Consider the following 19267-nt stretch of genomic DNA (forward strand, 5'->3'; position numbering starts at 1 on the left):
CCTTACCTGATCCTGCCGGGGGTGCGTTCGCGTTGCGGCTCTACCTGACCGCGCTCAAACCGACCGATTCCGTGACGGACGGCTTCCTGCCGGCGGCGCGGGCGCTCGGGTGCGAGGTGACGATCCTCACCGACCGGCCGGACGAGCATCCGTCGGCGGTGCGGTGCGACGTACGGGATCCGCGCGCGCTCATCGACACCGTCGAGCACCTCGGCAGGCCGGACGCGATCTTCTCCAACTCCGACCACCTCCAGACCGAGACCGCGCTGACCGCCGCCTACTTCGGGCTGCCGGGCAAGGACTGGCGGGCCTGCGCGGCGGCCAAGAACAAGTTCCTGATGCGGCGCCGGCTCCAGGAGGCGGGCATCGAACACGTCTTCTCCGTACGGCTCGGGCCGCACGACCCCGTGCCCGCCGACGTGCCGTACCCCGTGGTGCTGAAGCCGCGCGAGGGGGTGGCCAGCGAGGACGTCCTGCTCGTCGAGAGCGGCCTGGAGCGGGCCGTGGCCGAGGTCAGGCGGCGGCGGCCGGGCGAGGCGCTGGTCGTGGAGGAGTACCTCGAAGGGCCGCTGCGCACGCTGGAGACGCTGGGGGACGCCGGCGGGCCGCGGGTGCTCGGCGGGTTCAGGACGACGCTGGGGGCGTTGCCGTACTTCGTCGAGGAGCGGCTCGACTGGGCGCCCACCGATGAATCCCATGAGCACGTGCTGGCGGCGTTGCGGGCGCTGGGGGTGGGGTTCGGGGCGTGCCACACCGAGTACGTCGTCACCGCCGCCGGGCCCCGCATCGTCGAGGTGAACTACCGGGTGATCGGGGACCATTGCGACTTCCTGCTGGGGGACGTGCTCGGGGTGCCGCTCTTCGAGTGGATCCTGGAGGTGCATCTCGGAGCACCAGTACCCGCCGTCCCGGAGATATCCCGATTCGGGGCCGCGGTCAGCCTGGTCGCCGACCGGGCCGGGGTCATCAAGGACGCGCCGGGGCCCGAGTCGGTCGAGCTCGGTGACGTACGGCTGTGGCACCGGCCCCTGCGGGCCGTGGGCGAGGTCGTCACCCTCACCCATACCAATCGCGACTACCTCGGCGTGCTGCGGGCCGTCGGGCCGTCACCGCAGCAGGTGGACGCCGCGATCGAGGAGTACCGGGCCGCGCGGCCGTGGGTGGTCGGATGAGCGGCCCTTCCCGGGAGGCGTACCTGGCCGCCCGGGTGCTGAACGCCCTGCTGCGCGAGGACTACGGCGGGCTGGCCGGCCGCGTCACCCGGACCAAGGACGGGGTGGGCCTGCCGCTCGCCGACGGGCGGTGGGTGCGGCTCTCCCCCGGGGCGCTGTTCCAGGACTTCGTGGTGGCCGCCGACGAGCGGCTGGGGCTGGAGCAGGTGCTGGAGACGCTGGTGGAGGTCGCGCCGCCGGAGGACACCGAAGGGGTGGCGGCGTTCTTCGAGGAGTGCGTGGCGGCGCTGACGGCGCTGGAGCTGTACGACGAGCGGGCACCCGAGGCGAAGCCGTCCTACGAGGCGCTGGCCGCCTCCGTGGACCATCCCGTCTACCCGACCTCGCGCGCCCGGGCAGGGCTGTCGGAGGCCGAGCTGCTGGCCTACGCGCCGGAGTTCGGCGGCTCGTTCGAGCTGCGCTGGGCAGTGGTGCCGGGCTCCTCGGCCCGGCTGCCCGCCGACGTGACACCGGACTGGGCGCGCGCACACGCGGCGGCCGGCGAGGCGGTGTTCCCCGTGCATCCGCTGGCCGTCGACGAGGTACGCAAGATCGACGGGGTGCGGGTGCTGGAGCGGGCGGGCGTGCGGGTGCGGCCCACGCTGTCCATGCGGACCGTCGAGCTCGGCCCGCGCCTGCACCTCAAGCTGCCCCTGCCGATCAGCACCCTGGGCGCCAGGAACCGGCGCTCGATCAAGCCGGGCACGCTGGAGGACGGCGCCCGGGCCGAGCTGCTGCTGCGCGAGCTGGCCGACCCGGACGTGGTGCTCGCCGACGAGCAGACGTACGCGCACGCCGGGCACGAATACCTCGCCTGGATGGTGCGGCGGCTGCCCGAAGGCCGGATCGTGCCGGTCGCCGCGCTGACCGCCCCGGGCGTACTGGACGAGCTGGGCGACGTCCTGCCCGCCTACCTGCGGCTGCTGCTGCGCTGGAACGTGCGGCTCTTCGTCCGCTACGGCGTCGCCCTCGAAGCGCACCAGCAGAACCTGGCCCTGCTCTTCCAGGGCGACCGGCTCAAGCTGCTGGTCAAGGACAACGACGGGCTGCTCGCCTCCCCGTCGAGGCTGCGGGCGGCCGGGGTCGCGGTGCCGGAGTTCGCCGACGGGCGCATGCTGAACGACGACCCGCACGCCCTGGCCGACGTCTTCGTGACCATCACGCTGCACCTGGCGTCCGCCGCCGTGGCGTTCGGGGTGCTGCCGCACGACCGGGCGGCGGCGCTGCTGCGCGACACGCTGGCCGACGCGCTCGGCGAGTACGGCGACGACCCCATGGCCAGGCTCCTGCGCGCCAGGACGCTCGACGCGGCCAGGCTGACCGGCAAATCCATGATCACCGCTGGCACGCTCGTCTCCAAGGAACGTTCCGGAGCGCGCGACGTCAACAAGTTCTACGGCACCAGCGGGCCGAACTACCTGAGGAGAGCCTGAACATGCACGGACCGGCCATCGACGCGCCTTCCGGCCCGGCCGAGCAGGCGACGCTGGCGGCCCTGCTGCGCTGCTGCGTGCGGGAGGTGGCCGGGCCGCGCGGGCTGGTGTGGCCGGCGCCGCCGTACCTGCTGCTGCGGGTGGCGGGCGCGCTGCTGCGGGCCCGCACGCACGGCGGGGCGGCGCTGCGCTTCGACGGCCCGCCCGAGCGGCTGGAGGCGGGCGAATGGCGGCCCCTGACCACTGATGAGCTGGTCCGTCTCGTGGAGGGCGAGCTGCAAGGGCGCAACGCCGAGTTCGCCGGGCAGGTGGCGGCCAGCAGGGACGCGGTGGCGGCCATCCTGCGGGCCAGGGCGCAGGCCGTGCCGCCCGCCGATCCGTGGCTGGCCTCGGAGCAGGCGCTCGTGTACGGGCATCCGTTCCATCCCAGCCCCAAGGCGCGGGGCGGCGAGGGCTGGCTGGCGTACGCGCCCGAGGTGCACGCCCGCTTCCCCGTCCGGCTGCTCGGCGTGCCCGAGGACGCGCTGGCCGAGGGCGGCGACGCGTCGGTGCTGGACGCCATGGGGCGCGGGCCCGACGGCTACCGGGTGCTGCCGGCGCATCCGTGGCAGCTCGGCCTGCTCGGCCCGGTGCCCGGGCTGATCGATCTCGGGCCGGGGCCGATGGTGGTGCCGACCTCGTCCGTACGGACCGTGTACGTCCCGGAGGTGGACGCCTGCCTGAAGTTCTCCCTCGACGTGCGGATCACCAACTGCGTGCGCAAGAACGCCTGGTACGAGCTGGCCGGCGCGGTGGAGCTGACGGAACGGCTCGCGCCGATCTTCGACGAGGTCACGGCGAACCACCCCGCGACCCGCTGGCTGCCGGAGCCGGGATACCGGTCGACGGCGGCCGGGGGCAGGCCGCACGAAGGGCTGGGCGTGATCGTCCGGCGGAGCCCGTGGGCCGCCTGCTCCCCCGGCGTCACGCCGATCCTGGCCGGCGCCCTGGCCCTGGACGTCAAGGCGCCCGACCCGCTCGCCTGGTGGCGCTCGTACGTGACGGTGGTCGCGCTGCCGGTCCTGGAGCTGTACTTCGCGCACGGCGTGGTGCTGGAGCCCCACCTGCAGAACGTGCTGGTCGGGCTGGACGGCGACGGCATGCCCGTGCAGGCCGTCTTCCGCGACCTGGAGGGCACCAAGCTCGTCGCGGGCCGCCACGACCTCGTCGGGCTGCATCCCGAGGTGGCCCGCGCGCTCACCTACGACGCCGAGCGCGGCTGGGCCCGCGTGGCCTACTGCCTGCTCGTCAACCACCTCACCGAGATCGCCGCGACGCTCGCGGGCACCGACGACCACCTGCTGCGCGAGCTGTGGCGGGCGGCCAGGAGCCTGTTCGAGCGGCAGGCCGGCACACTGGGCCGGCCGCTGCCGCTGTCGGACCTGCTGGCCGGCGCGCCGCTGCCCGCCAAGGCGAACCTGGGCGTGCGCTGGGCCAGGGCGGCCGACCGCGCCGCCGGTTACGTCCCGATCGCGAACCCGCTCGCATGACCCGCCTCACCCGCCGGAACCCGCTCGCATGACCCGCCTCACCCGCCGGAACCCGCTCGCATGACCCGCCTCACCCGCCGGAACCCGCTCGCATGATTCGCCTCACCCGCCGGAAGGCGGGCGCATGATCCTCGTCGCTTGGAAGGTGGCCGCATGATTCCCGATCGCGTCCTGACGGCCGCCACGGCGCTCCCCCGGGTCCCCGCCTACCTCTATGACCTGCCGTCGCTGGACGAGCACGTCGCGGCCGTACGGCGCGCCCTGGGGCCGGTCGAGCTGTACTACGCGGTCAAGGCCAACCCCGACGCCGAGGTGCTGCGGGTGCTGGCCGGGCACGTGGACGGGTTCGAGGTGTCGTCGGTGGGCGAGCACGCGCACGTCACCGGCCTGTTCCCGGGCGCGCGGGTGGCGCTGGGCGGGCCCGGCAAGACCGACGCCGAACTGCGCCTGCCGCACCACCGCATGCACGTCGAGTCGCCGAACGAGCTGCGCCGCCTGCTCGCCACGGGCCTGGAGGCGGACGTGCTGCTCAGGCTCAACCCGGACCTGCCGGTCGAGGGCGCGGCGCTGACGATGAGCGGGCCGTTCGGGATGGACGAGGACGACCTCGCCCGCTGCCTGCCGCTGTTCGGCGACCGCGTACGGCTGCGCGGCCTGCACACGCACCTGGCCAGCGGCCTCGACGCGGGGCGGCTGCTGGGGCTGGCGCGGCGGCTGCTGGAGCACCCGTACGAGGAGGTCAACCTCGGGGGCGGGATGGCGGTGTCGTACGCGTCGCCGCAGGCGCGCTTCGACTGGCAGGCGTACGGCGCGGGGCTGGCCGGGCTCGGCCGGGGCAGGCGGCTGCGCGTCGAGCCGGGCCGGGCGCTGACCGTCTACTGCGGCTACTACGTGACGAGGGTGGTGGACGTGAAGCGGGTGCGCGGCCAGGCGTACGCGATCGTGCTGGGCGGCACCCACCACCTGCGGACGCCCGCGACGAAGGGCCACGACCAGCCGTTCGCCGTGCTGCCGTCAGGCAGGCCGGACGTCCGCGACGAGCCGGTCACGCTCGTCGGCCAGCTCTGCACCCCGAAAGACGTCCTGGCCAGAGACATCGTGACGTCGGTGGGCGTCGGGGACACCGTGATCTTCGCGATGGCCGGCGCCTACGCCTGGAACATCTCCCACCACGACTTCCTCATGCACCCGAAGCCGGCCTTTCATCATCTACGAGCCTGACGCCCTCGATCAGCGCCACGAGGCCGTCGGCGTCGAGCAGGTCCACCGGGCGCACGGTGCGGTTGGCGCGCACGTAGTGGAAGGCCGCGCCGACCTGCTCCAGCGGCACCTCCGCCAGGTGCGACCAGGCCAGCCGGTACGCGGCGAGCTGCACGGAGGCGGCCTTGGCGGCCTTCTTGCCCCGCGGCGGCTGCCCGGTCTTCCAGTCGACGACCTCGTAGCCGCCGCCGTCCCGCTCGAACACGGCGTCCATGCGCCCGCGCACCAGCCGGTCGGCGATCATGGTCTCGAACGGGACCTCCAGGTCGACCGGCCGCCGGTCGGCCCACTCGCTCTGCTCGAAGCGCTCCTGCAGCTCCGCCAGCCGCACGTCGGCCTCTTCGAGCTCCTCGTCGTACAGCTCCAGGTCGTCGATGAGCCGCTGCTGGTCCCAGCGCGTCTCCAGCCACTTGTGGAAGGAGGTGCCGCGGCGGGCCAGCGGCGCGGGCTTGACCGGGACGGGCCGGCGGATCCTGCGGGCCAGCTCGCGCGGGTCGGCGGCCAGCGTGACCAGCGCGGACACGGTCAGCTTCGTCGGCAGCTCGACCGTGGTGGCGGGCCTGCGCCGGTGCAGCTCCCGCTCGCGCAGCAGCAGGTCGGTGTCGCGCTGCCAGGCCCGCAGCCGCTCCTCCTCGTACGCCTTGATCGGCTCGTCCTCGTACGGCCCCAGCGTGCCCGCCAGCGCGTCCTCGACGAGCCGGGCGCCGTCGAGCACGGACTCGTAGCGCAGCCCCTCGGGCTCGACCGGCCAGGTGGCCTCGGCGGGCTCGGCCAGCAGCGGGTTGGTGGCGCCCTCTTCGAGGTCGTCGGCCCACACGGAGACGCGGTCGGCGGTGTCGCGGATCTCCAGCAGGAAGTCGGACGGCTCCAGCGGCTTGGTCGCGCTGCCCCACCGGTAGCCGGAGGCGATCAGGTGGTAGTGGGCGCGGGTCACGGCCACGTAGGCGAGCCTGCGCTCCTCCATGAGGTCGCGCTCGCGGCAGTGCTCGTCGAACGCGGCCAGCTCCTCCTTGCTCAGCCCGCCCAGCCGGGGCAGGTCGGCCGCGTCGCCGCGCAGCGCGTAGGGGAGCTTGCGCGGGTTGTCCGTCCAGCGGCTGTTCATCACCGGCGTGGCGGGGAAGATGCTGCCGGTCGCGATCGTCCCCTTCGAGCTGACGAGCTGCGACAGGCCCGGCACGACCACGACGGGCCACTCCAGGCCCTTGGAGGCGTGCACGGTCATCAGCTTGACGCTGTTGCTCTCGCCGACCCGGCCGGCCTCCAGACCGAACTCCTCGCTCTCGGCCGCCTGGAGGTAGGCCAGGAACGCCCCCAGCGTCGGGTCCTCGGCGTCGCCGGCGAACCGGGAGGCCGCGTCGAGGAACGCGTCGAGGTCGGCCCGCGCGGCGAACGCGCCGACCGTGCCGCTGCGCGCCGCCACCTCGATGTCGAGGCCGAGCCTGCGCTCGACCTCGCTGATCAGGTCGGGCAGCGGCTGCGCGGTGTGCGCGCGCAGGTGGCGCAGCTCGTGCGCGAGCGCCACCAGCCTCGTGCGAGCCAGCGGCGAGAACGACTCCAGCCACTCCTCCCTGTCGGGCAGCTCGTCGAGGGCGTCGACCAGGCTGCCGCGCTCCTCGGCCAGGTCGGCCACCACCTGGTCGAGCGGGTCTTCCTCGCGGTGGCTCTCGCTCAGCTCCCTGGCGAGGGTACGGGCGTGCTCGCCCAGCACCCGCAGGTCGGCCGGGCCGATCCGCCAGCGGGGCCCGGCCAGCAGCCTGGCCAGCGCGTCGCCGGCCGTGGCGTCGTACAGCACGCGCAGGGTGGCCACGATGTCGCTCACCTCGGGCACGGTCAGCAGGCCGCCCAGGCCCACCACCTCGACCGGGATGTCCCGCTCCTCCAGCGCCCTGCGGATCGCGGGGAACTGCGAGCGCTTGCGGGCCAGGATGGCGATGTCCTGGGGTTGCAGGGCGAGCGTCTTTTTGCGCTCCTTCTCGCCCCACGGCAGGCCGTCGGGGGCCGTCTCCTGGCCGAGCAGCTTGGCGATGCCGTCGGCGATCCACTTCGCCTCGTCGGCGGCGGTCTCGTGGAAGGCGCAGGTGACGCGGCCGCGATCGACCCGGTTCGGGCCGGGGACCAGCACGGGCACCTCGCGGGCCTCCATGCGCAGCGGCAGCTGGACGCGGGCGGCGACGTCGAGCACCCGGTCGCCGTTGCGGAAGCTGACGCTGAGCTGGCGGACCGGGGCCGGGTCGCCGGCGGCCGTGCGGAAGTCTTGAGGGAAGCGGCGCAGGTTGCCCGCCGACGCGCCGCGCCAGCCGTAGATCGACTGGCACGGGTCGCCCACGGCGGTGACCGGATGGCCGCCGCCGTAGAGCGAGCGCAGCAGGACGAGCTGGGCGTGGCTGGTGTCCTGGTACTCGTCGAGCAGGACCACGGAGTAGCGGCCCCGCTCGATCTCGCCGACCTCCTTGTGGTTGGCGGCGATGCGGGCGGCCAGCGACATCTGGTCGCCGTAGTCGATGACCTCGCGGGCGCGCTTGAGCCGTTCGTAGCGCTCCACGAGGGGAAGAAGCTGCTCCCTGGCCGCCTGCACGCTCAGCGGCTTGCGCTGCGCCAGCGTGGTGCGGCCGGGCAGCACGGCGTGCCGCTCCCGCAGCCACTCCCCCACCCGCCGCACGTCGGCGGGCGAGCGCAGGTGCTCCGACAGCTCGCCGGCCAGCTCCAGCAGCGCCGCCGTGACCGAGGGCGGGCCCAGCTCGATCTTGTCCATCGGCCCGTCGTACATCGCTACCACCCGCGAGGCGAGCTGCCACGACACGGCGGGCGTGACCAGCCGCATCGTGGGCTCCAGGCCCTCGCGCAGCGCGTGGTCGGTGACCAGGCGGGCGGCGTAGGCGTGGTAGGTGGACACGGTCGGCTCGTTGTCGAGCGCGCCCGGCTCGACCAGCCCCGCCTCGGCCAGGCCGTTGAGCCGCTCCCTGACCCTCGTGGCCAGCTCGGCGGCGGCCTTGCGGGTGAACGTCAGGCCCAGCACGTTCTCCGGCTTGACCAGGCCGTTGGCCACCAGCCAGACCACGCGGCCCGCCATGGTCTCGCTCTTGCCCGAGCCGGCGCCCGCCATGACCACCATCGGCTCCAGCGGGGCCTCGATGACCGCCGCCTGCTCGGGGGTGGGCGGGAGGATGCCGAGCTTGCCGGCGAGTTCGGCGGGGGTCAGCACACCTGGCCCCCGTTGTCGTTGACCGGGCAGCTCGCCCTGGCCGCGCACGTGCGGCAGCCGTCGTTCACCTTGGCCTGGAAGAACGGGCCCGACATGCCGATCGCCACGGTGTCGACCAGGTCCTTCGCCCAGCCCGGGTTCTTGTCGTCGGCCAGCGCGCCCTGCGTCTGCTCCAGCGCGTCGTTCTTGCCCGCCGCCTTGCCGAGCTGCACCAGCGCCGCGCCGCCCGGCTCCGTCATGCCGTGCCGGGCGAACGCGCCGAGCAGCGCGGCGAGCTGGTAGACGCCGAGCTGCGGATGGCGCTCCAGATCGCCCGCCTTCGGCTTCGAGCCGCCCGTCTTGAGGTCGATGATCACCGCGCGGTTGTCGGAGTCGCGCTCGACCCGGTCGACGCGGCCCTTGATCTGGACGCCCTCCGACACCATTGCCGTGAACGCCTCCTCCAAAGCCACCAGCTCGCGCGGGTTCTCCTTGTGCCAGCGCAGGAACTTGCCGATCATCTGCTCGGCCACCTGGCGCTGCTTGCGGTTGTACCAGACGCCGCCGAAGTCGAGGTCGTGCCAGATCTGGTCGAGGCGCTCGCCCAGCAGGTCTTCGCTGGGCAGGTCGGTGGCCGCCAGCACGGCCAGCGCGTGGATGATGTTGCCCAATCCCTGCGCGGTGCTCGTGCCCGCCGCGCCCACCGCCGTCTCCAGCAGCCAGCGCAGGCCGCACTTGGTGAAGCTCTCCACCGCCGACGGCGAGATGCTCACCACGCCGTCGGGCCAGCTCAGCGGGCGGTCGTCGGAGATCGGGGTGAGCGCGTACCAGTCGTTGGGGTGGGCGCCCTGCACCCCGGCGGCGGCCAGCCGGGCGAGCTGCCGGGCCGCCTCGTGCCGGACCCGGCGCGGCTTCGTCGGGTCGGTCACCGCGCTGCGCAGGTCGGCCACCAGGGCCGACAGGTTGAGCCAGCGGGCACGGTCGTCGACCGTGGCCGACTCGACCGCGCCCGGCATCAGCTCCGACAGGAACCTCGACGGCCGCTCGTCGGTGTCCTCGCCGCCCACGGCCGTCACCACCAGCCTGCGCATGGCCCTGGTCGCGGCCACGTAGAACAGCCGGCGCTCCTCCGCCAGCATCTTCGACACCAGCGACGTCTTGTTCGGCTCGCCGCCCTCCACCGTCTCGATGAGGTCTTCGATGCCCAGCAGCGACCCGCGCAGCCGCAGGTCCGGCCAGACGCCCTCCTGGACGCCCGCCACCACCACGACGTCCCATTCGAGGCCCTTGGAGCGGTGGGCGGTCAGCACGCGCACGGCGTCGCCGTCGGGGGCGCGGTCGGCCAGCGTGTCGCCGGGGATCTCCTGCGCCGCCAGGTCGTCGATGAACACCTCAGGGCCCGCCATCGGCATCCGGTCCACGAACCTGGCCGCGTGGTCGAACAGCGCCACCACGGCGTCGAGGTCGCGGTCGGCCTGCGCGCCCCTGGGGCCGCCCGCCAGGCTCAGCTCGCTCCAGCGGGGGGCCAGGCCGCTCTGGTCCCAGATCGTCCACAGCAGGTCTTCGGCGGTGCCGCCCTGGTGGACGGCCTCGCGGGCGGCGGCCAGGAGCTTGGCCACCCGTTCGGCGGGGAGCGCGACGTGGGGCTCGACGCGGATCAGCTCGCGCACGTCCTTGATGGCGGCGACCAGCAGCTCGCCGGACGAGCGCGCCTTGAACGGCAGCCCGTCGACCTCTTCGGCAGTGTCATCAGCGGGGTCATCAGCGGGGTCATCAGCGGGGTCATCAGCAGGCTCGGTGATCTCACTGGTGGCTGCACTGGCGGCCACCCCCATCGCCTCGTTCTCGGCGATCTTGAGTGCGCGGCGCAGGCGGCGCACCCCGATCATGTCGGTGCCCCCGAGCGGGCCGGTCAGCAGCTCCTCGGCGGTGCCCTCGTCGAGCTGGGACGGATCCAGCGCCACCCGCAGCATCGTGAGCAGCGGGCGCACGCCCGGCTCCTGTGCGATCGGCACCTCGTCACCGGCGATCATGGTGGGCACGCCCGCGTTGGTCAGCGCCCGCCGCAGCAGCGGCACCTGCCGCCTGGCCGAGCGGACCAGCACGGCCATCCGGCTCCACGGCACCCCGTCGATCAGGTGCGCGCGGCGCAGCGTGTCGGCCACGATCGCGGCCTCCTGGCTGGTGCTGTCGGCCAGCAGCACGCGGACCTCACCAGGGTCGGCGTCAGGGGCCGGGACGAGATCGCGGTGGCCGTGCCGATGGTCGGGCCGATGGTCGGGCCAGTCGTCAGGGTCTTGCCCAGGTTCCTGCGTGGGCGCGGGGGCGACGGGCAGCCTGGCCGCCACCCGCCGGGACGCCTCCAGCAGGTCGGCCCCGCTCCTGCGGCACACGCGCAGCGCCAGCACCGGCGCCTCGCGGCCGTCGAGCGTCTTGAACCGCTCGGGGAACTTCATGATGCCCTGCACGTCGGCGCCACGGAAGCCGTAGATCGACTGGTCGGGGTCGCCCACCGCGACCAGGTCGCGGCCGTCGCCGGCGAGCTGGGACAGCAGCAGCTCCTGCGCCGGATCGGTGTCCTGGTACTCGTCGACGAACACCACGTCGTGCGCGGCCCGCTCGCGCTCGCGCACCTCAGGACTGGCCAGCAGCGCGGTGGCGGCGCCGACCAGCTCGGCGTAGTCGTAGGTCTCCTCGGGGGCGAGGTCGAAGCGGTCCTGGTAGCGCTCGGAGAACCGGCCGGCCGCCACCCAGTCGGGGCGCCCGTGCACCCGGCCGAGCGCGATCAGCCGCTCGGCGTCGAGCCCGCGCTCGTTCGCCCGGGACAGGAAGTCGCGCAGCTCCTCGGCGAACCCGCGCGTCTTGAGCGGCTCGCGCAGCGACTGGGGCCAGTCGGGGGCGCCGTTCTCCAGCTCGCCGTGCAGCAGCCGCCGGATCTCCAGCAGTTGCTCGGGGCCGGTGAGCAGGCGGGGCGGCGCCTTGCCGGCCAGCACGCTCTCGCGGCGCAGCAGCGCGTAGGCGTAGGAGTGGAAGGTCATGGCCAGCGGCGTGCGCGTGGTGCGGCGCAGCCGGCCGGTGACGCGGCGCCGCAGCTCCTCGGCGGCCTTGCGGCTGTAGGTGAGGATGAGCACGCGCTCGGGATCGACGCCGCGCCGCTCGATGCGCTCGACCACGCTCTCGACGATCGTGGTCGTCTTGCCGGTGCCCGGGCCTGCGAGAACGAGGAGCGGGCCGCCGCGATGCTCCACGACGGCACGCTGATGCTCATCGAGCACAGGAGGCACATCGCGCCCCCCGCTACCTCTCCGCACCAACCGCCAGGTCTGAGCACTCACAGCACTAGATTCCACCAGACCACAGGGGTAGATCGTGCCGACTTGCCCGGTCTCCCTCAGAGATCCGCCTACCGTATCGAGGCAAAAGTCAGATTTTCTCGCGACACGCCGGACGCTTTGTCCGCCAGAAGCTTCACCGATATTGCGATATATCTTGACTTTCCAGAGACGCGACATATCGTGTTGCCCATGACGAAGACCGGCAAAGGCTACAAGGGCATCGGCATGGAAGGCCCGATCGCCCGCTGGTACGACACCAACAACGGCAAGGCGCCCGACCGGTACGACGAGCAGGTCGCCACGGTACGGCGGCACGCCCCCAAGGGCTCCAGGATCCTGGAGGTGGCCCCCGGGCCCGGTTACCTGTCGATCGCGCTGGCCAGGACCGGCGACTACACGGTCACGGGGCTCGACATCAGCGAGACGTTCGTCGCCATCGCCCAGGGCAAGGCGCTGGAGGCCGGCGTGCCGGTGGACTTCCGGCACGGGAACGCCTCGGACATGCCGTTCGCCGACGGCGCCTTCGACTTCCTCATCTGCTGCGCCGCGTTCAAGAACTTCGCCGACCCGGCGGGGGCGCTGCGCGAGATGCGGCGGGTGCTGCGGGACGGCGGGTCGGGGCTCATCGTCGACCTGCGCAGGGACGTCTCCAAGGAGGCCGTCGAGCAGGACGTGGCGCGCATGGGGATGGGGGTGCTCTCCAGGGCGTTCACCACGTTCGCGCTGCGCCGGTTCCTGCCCCGGCGGGCCTACACGAAGGCCGGGTTCGAGGCGCTGGTCTCGAAGGCGGGATTCGGCTCGTACGAGGTGAGGCAGACGCCGATGGCGCTGGAGGTGGAGTTGCGGAAGTGAGTTCGGCGATTCGGGAGCATACGGAGCGTGCGGGATTGTAACGTTGGGTCAACATTCCCTCGCGCGGGGGTCGATCACATGCGCTGGCTGGTCCACTCCGAGAAGTCCGTCTACCTCGACCCGTGGCTCGACGTGCGGATCGCGGACGTGGAGCTGCCCGACGGCCGCCATATCGACCACCGCCTCATCCGGACGGCGCCGGGGGCGGGGGCGGTGGTCACCGACGCCGATGACCGGGTGCTGCTGATCTGGCGGCACCGGTTCATCACCGACAGCTGGGGGTGGGAGATCCCGCTCGGGCAGGTGGACGACGGCGAGCCGCCCATCGCCGCGGCGGCCAGGGAGGTCGAGGAGGAGACCGGCTGGCGGCCGGGCCCGCTGCGGCCGCTGCTGGCCGTGCAGCCCGGCAACGGGTTCTCCGACGGGCTCAACCACGTCTACCGGGCCGACTCCGCCGTCCATGTGGGGCCGCCGGCGCACCCCTGGGAGGCGGAGCGGGTCGAGTGGGTGCCGCTCGCCACCGTCCGCAAGCTCGTCGCGACCGGCGACATCGTCTGCGGCACCAGCATCTCGGCGTTGCTGCACACGCTCGTCGAGAGCCTGCCGGAGGCCGTCCCGCCACAGGGCCCTGAGCTGAGCTTCCTGTACGACTACGACCCCGGCAGGGTCTATCCGCTGCCCGGCAACCTGCCCGACCTGCTCTGAGCCGCCGGAGCGCTCAGGAGAAGAGCCGGTCGACGACGCGGGCGGTCGCCTTGCCGTCGTCGCGGGGCGCGAACGTGGCACGGAAGGCGTCGTAGCGGTCGGCGTGCGCCGCCGCCACCTCGTCGATCGACCGCAGCGCCTCCACCACCTCGGCCGACGTCGACAGCAGCGGCCCCGGCGCCTGCTCGGGCAGGTCGATGTAGAGGCCGCGCTTCGACGAGTATTTGGCCAGGTCGTAGCCGTACAGGACGATCGGCTTGCCGGTGCAGGCGAAGTCGAACATGACCGAGGAGTAGTCGGTCACCAGGACGTCGGCCACCAGCAGGAGATCGGCGATGTCGGGATAGGTGGTGACGTCGCGGGCGATGTCGGGGACGGCGGGCATGGCCTGCATCGGGTGAGCGCGGACCAGGATCTCGTGGTCGGCGCCCAGCGCCTCGCGGGCCTTGGCGAGGTCGAGCTTCACCATGGCGTTCTTGCGGTCGTAGTCGCGCCACGTGGGCGCGTACAGGACGACGCGCTTGCCCTCGGCCAGCCCCAGACGCTCGCGCACCGCGGCCGCACGGGCCTCGCGGTCGGGAGAGTTGAGGACGTCGTTGCGGGGCAGGCCGCTCTCCAGGATCTCGCCCTTGTAGCCGAACGCCTTGCGCAGCACCGGCGTGGCCCACGGCGACTGCGACAGCAGCAGGTCCCAGCCGCGCACCTCGGCCGCCTGGCGGTGCCAGATGGGCGGCCTCGGGTCGCGCCGCATATGGGGCTGGTCGTTGCCGATGAGCTTGGCGGGAGTGCCGTGCCAGGTCTGCAGCACCACCTGGTCTTCGCGGGCGCGGAACCAGGCGGGCAGGAACGCGTTGGTGACGATGTGGCGCGAGCGGGCCAGGGCCTCGTGGTGCTCGCGGCTGCCCGCGCGCACGACGGTGGCGCCGCCGGGCGGCACGAACGCGCCGTCCTTGACGATCCAGATGTGCTCGCGGTCGTCGCCCCTGCGCAGCCGCTCCTCGTAGATGGCGCGCACGCTGTCGGAGTAGTGGCGGCCGTCGTTGACGACGTAGACGGTGGACTCGCGCAGCGGCTCGGTGCGCTGCGCCGGGTAGAAGACGCGGCGCAGGACGTGGGTGCCGGCCACGCCGCGCTCCTCTGCGGGCCTGGCCTCCTCCACGGTGATCACCGGCACGTCGAAGCGGGTGGAGACCATGCGGAAGACGTGGCCGCCGAGCGTGCGCGGCTCCTCGTCGAGGCCGGGCAGGGCCGCGTGGTCCATGCGCAGCGGGACGATCTCGCCGGACGGGTGCCGCAGCGACATGTTCCAGGTGCCGGAGGCCAGCGGCACGGGCTCGCCGAAGCGGTCCATCGACGCGGGCTCCACGCGTACGGAGAACTCCGCGCCGGAGCGCTCCATCGGCAGCGGGTAGGACAGCCCGGAGCGGTGGCGCAGCGTCAGCGTGCGGGGGCCGGGCGCGTCGGGGTAGTGGCCGCGCAGGACCAGCGCCGGGCCCTCCCAGACCGCCGAGGTGATCACGGGGCGGATGCGGTGGGCGGAGACGACGACGCGGTCGCGGCGGTCGCCGAGCACGGTGATCTCGCGGTCGCCCACGGGGGTGCGGGTCTCGACGAGGTCGGCCAGCATGACGGAGGCCGCCGGGTCGCCCTTGGGCTCGACCCAGAGCCGCCGGCCGTCCTTCTCCTGGAGCAGGGCGGGCACCGCCAGCGTGACCACGACCTGGGTGCCGTCGCCGGACGGCGTGAAGTCGGCGGCGATGCGGTGGCCGCCCAGCCGGGCGTGACCCTTGGTGACCTGCCGGCCGGGCAGGAAGATCTTCAGCTCCAGCTGGTCGCCGTCGAGCCGCACGCCGGTCAGCTCGGCCCTGTTGGGCTGGAGCACGACCTGGAGCGCCCGGTCAGACGTCCAGACGGGCCGCACCCACCAGCCGGGCTTGAGCTTCAGCCCGGCGGGCCGCTCGGGCCGGCCGATGGAGGAGCCGCGCAGCAGGCCCGTGGCCCGCGCGCCCCGGCTCCAGAACACGATCTCGGCCCGCCACGTGGTGGCGTCGGGCACGCCGGGGCGGTGGCGCATGCGGCGGCGCACGCCGTGCACCAGACCCCGGACGGCGCCGCGCCAGCGCAGCGGCCACGGGCTCAGCTCGGCGGTGAAGCCGGACCAGTCGTAGTTGCAGCCGGGCTCGCGCGCGCCGTGCGTGGCCTCGGGGGCCAGGACGCGGCGGGTGCGCATGCGGATCGGCGGCAGCCAGCGCGGGCCGCGCAGCACCACGGTCGCCCGGTTGAACCTGCGGCTGCGCACCGACAGGCCCGCCAGGTAGGCGAAGCCGCTGACGCGCAGCTTGCCGTCGGCCCACACGATGTCGTCGATGTGGGTCACCGGCACCAGGTCGGAGCGGCGCAGGCGGTAGAGGTCGGGGGGCAGCTCGTCGCGGAAGGGCAGGTCGGCGTACCAGCTCAGGCCCTTGCGGATGCGCTTGGACGGCTCGGCCGCCGCCGTGACCACCTTGGTGAGGGTGTCGCCCTCGACGAGCTCGTCGTCGGGACGGTGCTCGATCAGGTAACAGATGACGCGGCGCGCGACCGGCAGGTCGCGTTTGACGCGCGCGTCGACGCCCTTGAGGTAAGGGCGCACGAGGTCGAGCATTTCCCTGCGTCGCGGGGCGCCGCGCTTGACCGCGAGGTCGATGCGGGCCCCGAGGGGACCGCTCAGCACCTCGGTGTCGAACGCCGCGTCGCGACCGCCGGGGCCGACCGCTCGCATGACCGCTTCGAGAGGCTCGCCACGATCACAGAGATCCTGGACAGCCTTCAGGCGGTCGGCGAGCGAATCGCCGCCCTGGCGCTGGGCTGTGACGCCGGTGGCCATAGGGGAGGCACCGCCTTTCGGGCCGCCATCAGTGTTCTGCCCATGGTAATGGGAGTCACATGTCACAGAATCGCCCGTTCGACGAAACCGCAGGTCAGAGGGGTTACTGAAAATCCGCTGAATTGCCGGGCGGCGACCGGCTACGGGGCGTCGCCCGAGCGCCCGTCCCAGCGGGCCAGCCGCATGTCCACCCGCTCGCCCCGCAGCGGAGTGCCTTCCTCGCGCCAGTGGGACAGGCATCGTCGCAGGTGGTCGGGGGCGGCGGCGGTGCCGTCGGCGTGGACGACGCGCCACCACGGCACGCCGCCTCCCCACGTGCTCATGACCTTGCCGACCTGGCGGGGGCCGCCCTCGCCGAGGTACTCGGCGATGTCGCCGTACGCCATCACCTTGCCGGGCGGGATGCGCTCCACCAGGTCGAGCACCTGCTCGGCGAACGGGGTCAGGGGCTCCATGCCGCCGGACCCGCGTCGATGATCTCCTCGAACTTGCCGATCGCGACCACGCCACCGGCCGCCGAGACCTCGATGACGCCGTCGTTCAGCAGGTACTCCTCGCCGTCCTCGCCCACCAGCCGACCGCCTAGCGCGGTGGACAGGCGCAGGAGCTGGGCCACCTGCCAGTCGGAGCCCGGCTCGCCGACGAGCTGGCCCTGCCACCGGGCCACGGCGTGCGTGCCGCCCCCGTGACCGGTCACGATCTCCTCGGATCCGCGCAGCTCGAAACCGGCCGGCGCGATGGCCTTCGCTAGCTCCGCGAAGGCGAGTGGCGACTCACGCACCACCCGCAGCTCGTATCCCATGGAGCGGGACCATAGCGGATCTTCCACCCCAACGAGAATCACTCCTCCTTGCGCTGGTTGAGCACGATGATCGCGCCGCAGAAGGCGACCAGCGCCACCAGCACCCCGCCCCCGTACAGCCACAGGCGCAGCGGGTCGGGCCCCGGCCGGGTCGGCACGGGAGAGTCCTCGCCTCGCCCGAAGTGCTCCATGCCGGGCGCCACGCTCTGCTTGGCGCCGGTCAGCCGGTCGGCGGCGTTCAGCGCGGCGGCGGCGTCCACGACCCCGAAGCCGGTCTGGTCGTCGTACCCGGCGGCGGGCCGGCCTCGGGCGCTGGACGCCAGCGCCTGCGCCACCTGCTCGGGCCGCAGGTCCGGGTAGCGCGACTTGATCAGCGCGGCCACGCCCGCCACCAGCGCCGCGGCGGAGCTGGTGCCCTCCGACAGCTCGTAGCCGCCGTCCCGCTTGAGCACCGGAACCTCGACGCCGGGCGCCGCGACCAGCACCGACAGGTTGTCGCTGCTGAACGTGGCCCGCCTGCCCTGCTTGTCGGTCGCCGCCACGCCGATCACGCCCGGGTACCCCGCGGGGAAGCTCCAGTAGGAGGTGCCCTTCTCCTTGGCGTACGGGGTCTGGCCGTCGTTGCCCACGGCGGCCACGAGCACGACGCCCTTGCTCAGCGCGTACGAGACGGCCTCGCGCTCCGAGCGCAGCGGCCCGTACGAGCCGATCGACATGCTGACCACCTGGGCGCCGTGGTTGGCGGCGTAACGCAGCGCGCGGGCCAGCGGGCTCTCCGGCGCGACCCCCTCCTCCTGCACCGGCGGCACGGCGAAGCCAGGCTCGTCGTCGATCACCATGGGCAGTGACAGGATGCGCGCGTCCGGCGCGACGCCGATGAGGCCGCCGTCCGCGCCGGAGGCGGCGATCAGGCCCGCCATGGCGGTGCCGTGCCGGCCGGGCGGCAGCGCGCGCTCGATCGTGCCCGAGGTCATGTCGGGCCCGTTGGTGACGCGGCCCTTGAGCTCCTTGACGCCGGTGTCCACGGCGCTGTCGACGACGGCGACGGTGACGCCCTTGCCCTTGGTGACCGTCCAGGCCTGCTCGACGTTGAGCGCGTCGAGGACCCATTGCTGCTGGTCCCTGACGGGAGCGGCGGCCGTGCCCGAGAAGGCGAGCACGGCGGCCGTGAGCACGCGTACGGCGGTCAGCACACGTTCCCCTGGGTACAGGGCGGCACCTTGGGCGGGTCCGCCAGGAAGTAGGCGATCTGGTTGCCGATGGACTTGGCGGCCGGCCACAGCTCGCTGTGCAGGATCTCCTCGGGCGGGATCGCGGCCCTGGTGCGCCCGTCGGCGTAGCCGCCTGTCGAGAACACGAGGTACGGCCCCGCGCCCACCCAGCCGGTGCGCTGGCGCTGGTCGGGCCCGAAGCGCTCGCTGACCGTGCCGGGGAAGGCCACCGGCAGCACGCCGACGCGATCGTCCTGGGTGAGCTCCTCGCCGGCCGAGATGCGCGACGCCTCGTCCTTCAGCACGGCCACGCCGACGGTGAAGACGAAGGAGGCCGTCTGGTCCATGTACGTGGCCCGCAGCATCGTGACGCAGCCGTGGTTCTGGAGCACCCCGGCCACGGAGGCGTCCGCGGCCTTGGCGCAGTCGGTCTCGGGGGCGATGCCGACGCGTCTGGCGTACTGCTGGGCACGGTCGAGCCCGAGGTACTTCACCTCTTCGGGGAAGACGCCCGTGGCCGGCCACGCCTGCCAGCGGCGGGCGATCTCCTCCTGCTTGTACTGGTTCTGCTCGTCGGGCGTCAGCGGGCGCGAGCGGGTCTCGGAGAACAGGCCGACGGTGCCGAGCAGCACCACGACGGCCGAGACGGCGATGATGACGCCGAGCAGCGCCACGAACATGCGCCGGTAGCGCATGCCCTGCCGCAGCGCGAGCAGCTCCGCGCGTTCCTTGGCCGCCGTGCGCCTGCGGGAGTCCGCCGCGGGCCACGAGCGCACGCGCGAGCGGCGGCCGGTGGCGGCGCCGAGCGGGTTCCTCCGCTCCTGCGGTGCTTCTCCCCCGGCGCGCGGTAGCCCTGAGGTCGACCTACGTGCCTTCACCACC

Annotated in this window: 13 protein-coding genes; 6 read left to right on the forward strand and 7 right to left on the reverse strand. The window is 73.3% G+C overall.

What is annotated here, in order from left to right; all coding sequences use genetic code 11:
• Nucleotides 1-32 precede the first annotated feature (32 nt).
• The 4 genes from HCN51_RS47005 (at nucleotide 33) to HCN51_RS47020 (ending at nucleotide 5394) form a co-directional block, all read left to right on the forward strand.
• Complete coding sequence (locus tag HCN51_RS47005; protein WP_168018416.1) at nucleotides 33-1172, forward strand: ATP-grasp domain-containing protein; 1140 nt, start codon at nucleotides 33-35, stop codon at nucleotides 1170-1172.
• Nucleotides 1169-2644, forward strand: a complete 1476-nt coding sequence (locus tag HCN51_RS47010; RefSeq protein WP_168018417.1) for an IucA/IucC family protein — start codon at nucleotides 1169-1171, stop codon at nucleotides 2642-2644. Before HCN51_RS47005 ends, HCN51_RS47010 begins: the two co-directional genes overlap by 4 nt.
• A gap of 2 nt (nucleotides 2645-2646) precedes the next feature.
• Entirely contained in the window at nucleotides 2647-4173 is a 1527-nt protein-coding gene (locus tag HCN51_RS47015) for an IucA/IucC family protein (protein ID WP_168018418.1), read from the forward strand.
• A 153-nt stretch (nucleotides 4174-4326) separates the two neighbouring features.
• On the forward strand, nucleotides 4327-5394 hold the full coding sequence (locus tag HCN51_RS47020) for a type III PLP-dependent enzyme domain-containing protein (RefSeq protein ID WP_168018419.1): 1068 nt from the start codon (nucleotides 4327-4329) through the stop codon (nucleotides 5392-5394).
• Here HCN51_RS47020 and HCN51_RS47025 read toward each other — a convergent pair.
• Nucleotides 5354-8635: a UvrD-helicase domain-containing protein gene (locus HCN51_RS47025; RefSeq protein ID WP_168018420.1), complete on the reverse strand. Its 3282-nt coding sequence runs from the start codon at nucleotides 8633-8635 to the stop codon at nucleotides 5354-5356. The two genes, HCN51_RS47020 and HCN51_RS47025, sit on opposite strands and share 41 nt — an antisense overlap.
• A complete protein-coding gene (locus HCN51_RS47030) occupies nucleotides 8629-11889 on the reverse strand; it encodes an ATP-dependent helicase (RefSeq protein WP_346434046.1) in 3261 nt (1086 codons plus the stop codon). Before HCN51_RS47030 ends, HCN51_RS47025 begins: the two co-directional genes overlap by 7 nt.
• 249 nt (nucleotides 11890-12138) lie before the next feature.
• On the opposite strand from HCN51_RS47030, the gene HCN51_RS47035 reads away from it, so the two are divergent.
• Together HCN51_RS47035 and HCN51_RS47040 are read left to right on the forward strand one after the other, a co-directional pair.
• Nucleotides 12139-12801, forward strand: a complete 663-nt coding sequence (locus HCN51_RS47035) for a class I SAM-dependent methyltransferase (RefSeq protein WP_168018422.1) — start codon at nucleotides 12139-12141, stop codon at nucleotides 12799-12801.
• Between the two features lie 78 nt (nucleotides 12802-12879).
• Nucleotides 12880-13506, forward strand: coding sequence for an NUDIX domain-containing protein (locus HCN51_RS47040; RefSeq protein WP_168018423.1), 627 nt, complete (start codon nucleotides 12880-12882; stop codon nucleotides 13504-13506).
• A gap of 13 nt (nucleotides 13507-13519) precedes the next feature.
• Here HCN51_RS47040 and HCN51_RS47045 read toward each other — a convergent pair whose 3' ends face one another.
• From HCN51_RS47045 to HCN51_RS47065, 5 genes are all read right to left on the reverse strand, one after another.
• Entirely contained in the window at nucleotides 13520-16267 is a 2748-nt protein-coding gene (locus HCN51_RS47045) for a CDP-glycerol glycerophosphotransferase family protein (RefSeq protein ID WP_168018424.1), read from the reverse strand.
• 245 nt (nucleotides 16268-16512) lie between these two features.
• A complete protein-coding gene (locus HCN51_RS47050; RefSeq protein ID WP_168018425.1) occupies nucleotides 16513-16827 on the reverse strand; it encodes an MGMT family protein in 315 nt (104 codons plus the stop codon).
• Nucleotides 16815-17174, reverse strand: a complete 360-nt coding sequence (locus HCN51_RS47055; RefSeq protein ID WP_080045284.1) for a hypothetical protein — start codon at nucleotides 17172-17174, stop codon at nucleotides 16815-16817. Before HCN51_RS47055 ends, HCN51_RS47050 begins: the two co-directional genes overlap by 13 nt.
• A 38-nt stretch (nucleotides 17175-17212) precedes the next feature.
• On the reverse strand, nucleotides 17213-18367 hold the full coding sequence (locus tag HCN51_RS47060) for a S8 family serine peptidase (RefSeq protein ID WP_168018426.1): 1155 nt from the start codon (nucleotides 18365-18367) through the stop codon (nucleotides 17213-17215).
• Nucleotides 18361-19263: a hypothetical protein gene (locus tag HCN51_RS47065; RefSeq protein ID WP_206068699.1), complete on the reverse strand. Its 903-nt coding sequence runs from the start codon at nucleotides 19261-19263 to the stop codon at nucleotides 18361-18363. The genes HCN51_RS47060 and HCN51_RS47065 overlap by 7 nt, the downstream gene beginning before the upstream one ends.
• Nucleotides 19264-19267: the final 4 nt, after the last annotated feature.

The organism is Nonomuraea composti (assembly GCF_012034275.1).
GTDB lineage: Bacteria > Actinomycetota > Actinomycetes > Streptosporangiales > Streptosporangiaceae > Nonomuraea > Nonomuraea composti.

Excerpts from the sequence above, each read along its gene's own strand:
- HCN51_RS47010 (WP_168018417.1), top strand. The coding sequence starts at position 1,169 with ATGAGCGGCCCTTCCCGGGAGGCGTACCTGGCCGCCCGGGTGCTGAAC.
- HCN51_RS47015 (WP_168018418.1), top strand. The coding sequence starts at position 2,647 with ATGCACGGACCGGCCATCGACGCGCCTTCCGGCCCGGCCGAGCAGGCG.
- HCN51_RS47020 (WP_168018419.1), top strand. The coding sequence starts at position 4,327 with ATGATTCCCGATCGCGTCCTGACGGCCGCCACGGCGCTCCCCCGGGTC.
- HCN51_RS47035 (WP_168018422.1), top strand. The coding sequence starts at position 12,139 with ATGACGAAGACCGGCAAAGGCTACAAGGGCATCGGCATGGAAGGCCCG.
- HCN51_RS47040 (WP_168018423.1), top strand. The coding sequence starts at position 12,880 with ATGCGCTGGCTGGTCCACTCCGAGAAGTCCGTCTACCTCGACCCGTGG.
- HCN51_RS47045 (WP_168018424.1), bottom strand. The coding sequence starts at position 16,267 with ATGCGAGCGGTCGGCCCCGGCGGTCGCGACGCGGCGTTCGACACCGAG.
- HCN51_RS47050 (WP_168018425.1), bottom strand. The coding sequence starts at position 16,827 with ATGGAGCCCCTGACCCCGTTCGCCGAGCAGGTGCTCGACCTGGTGGAG.
- HCN51_RS47055 (WP_080045284.1), bottom strand. The coding sequence starts at position 17,174 with ATGGGATACGAGCTGCGGGTGGTGCGTGAGTCGCCACTCGCCTTCGCG.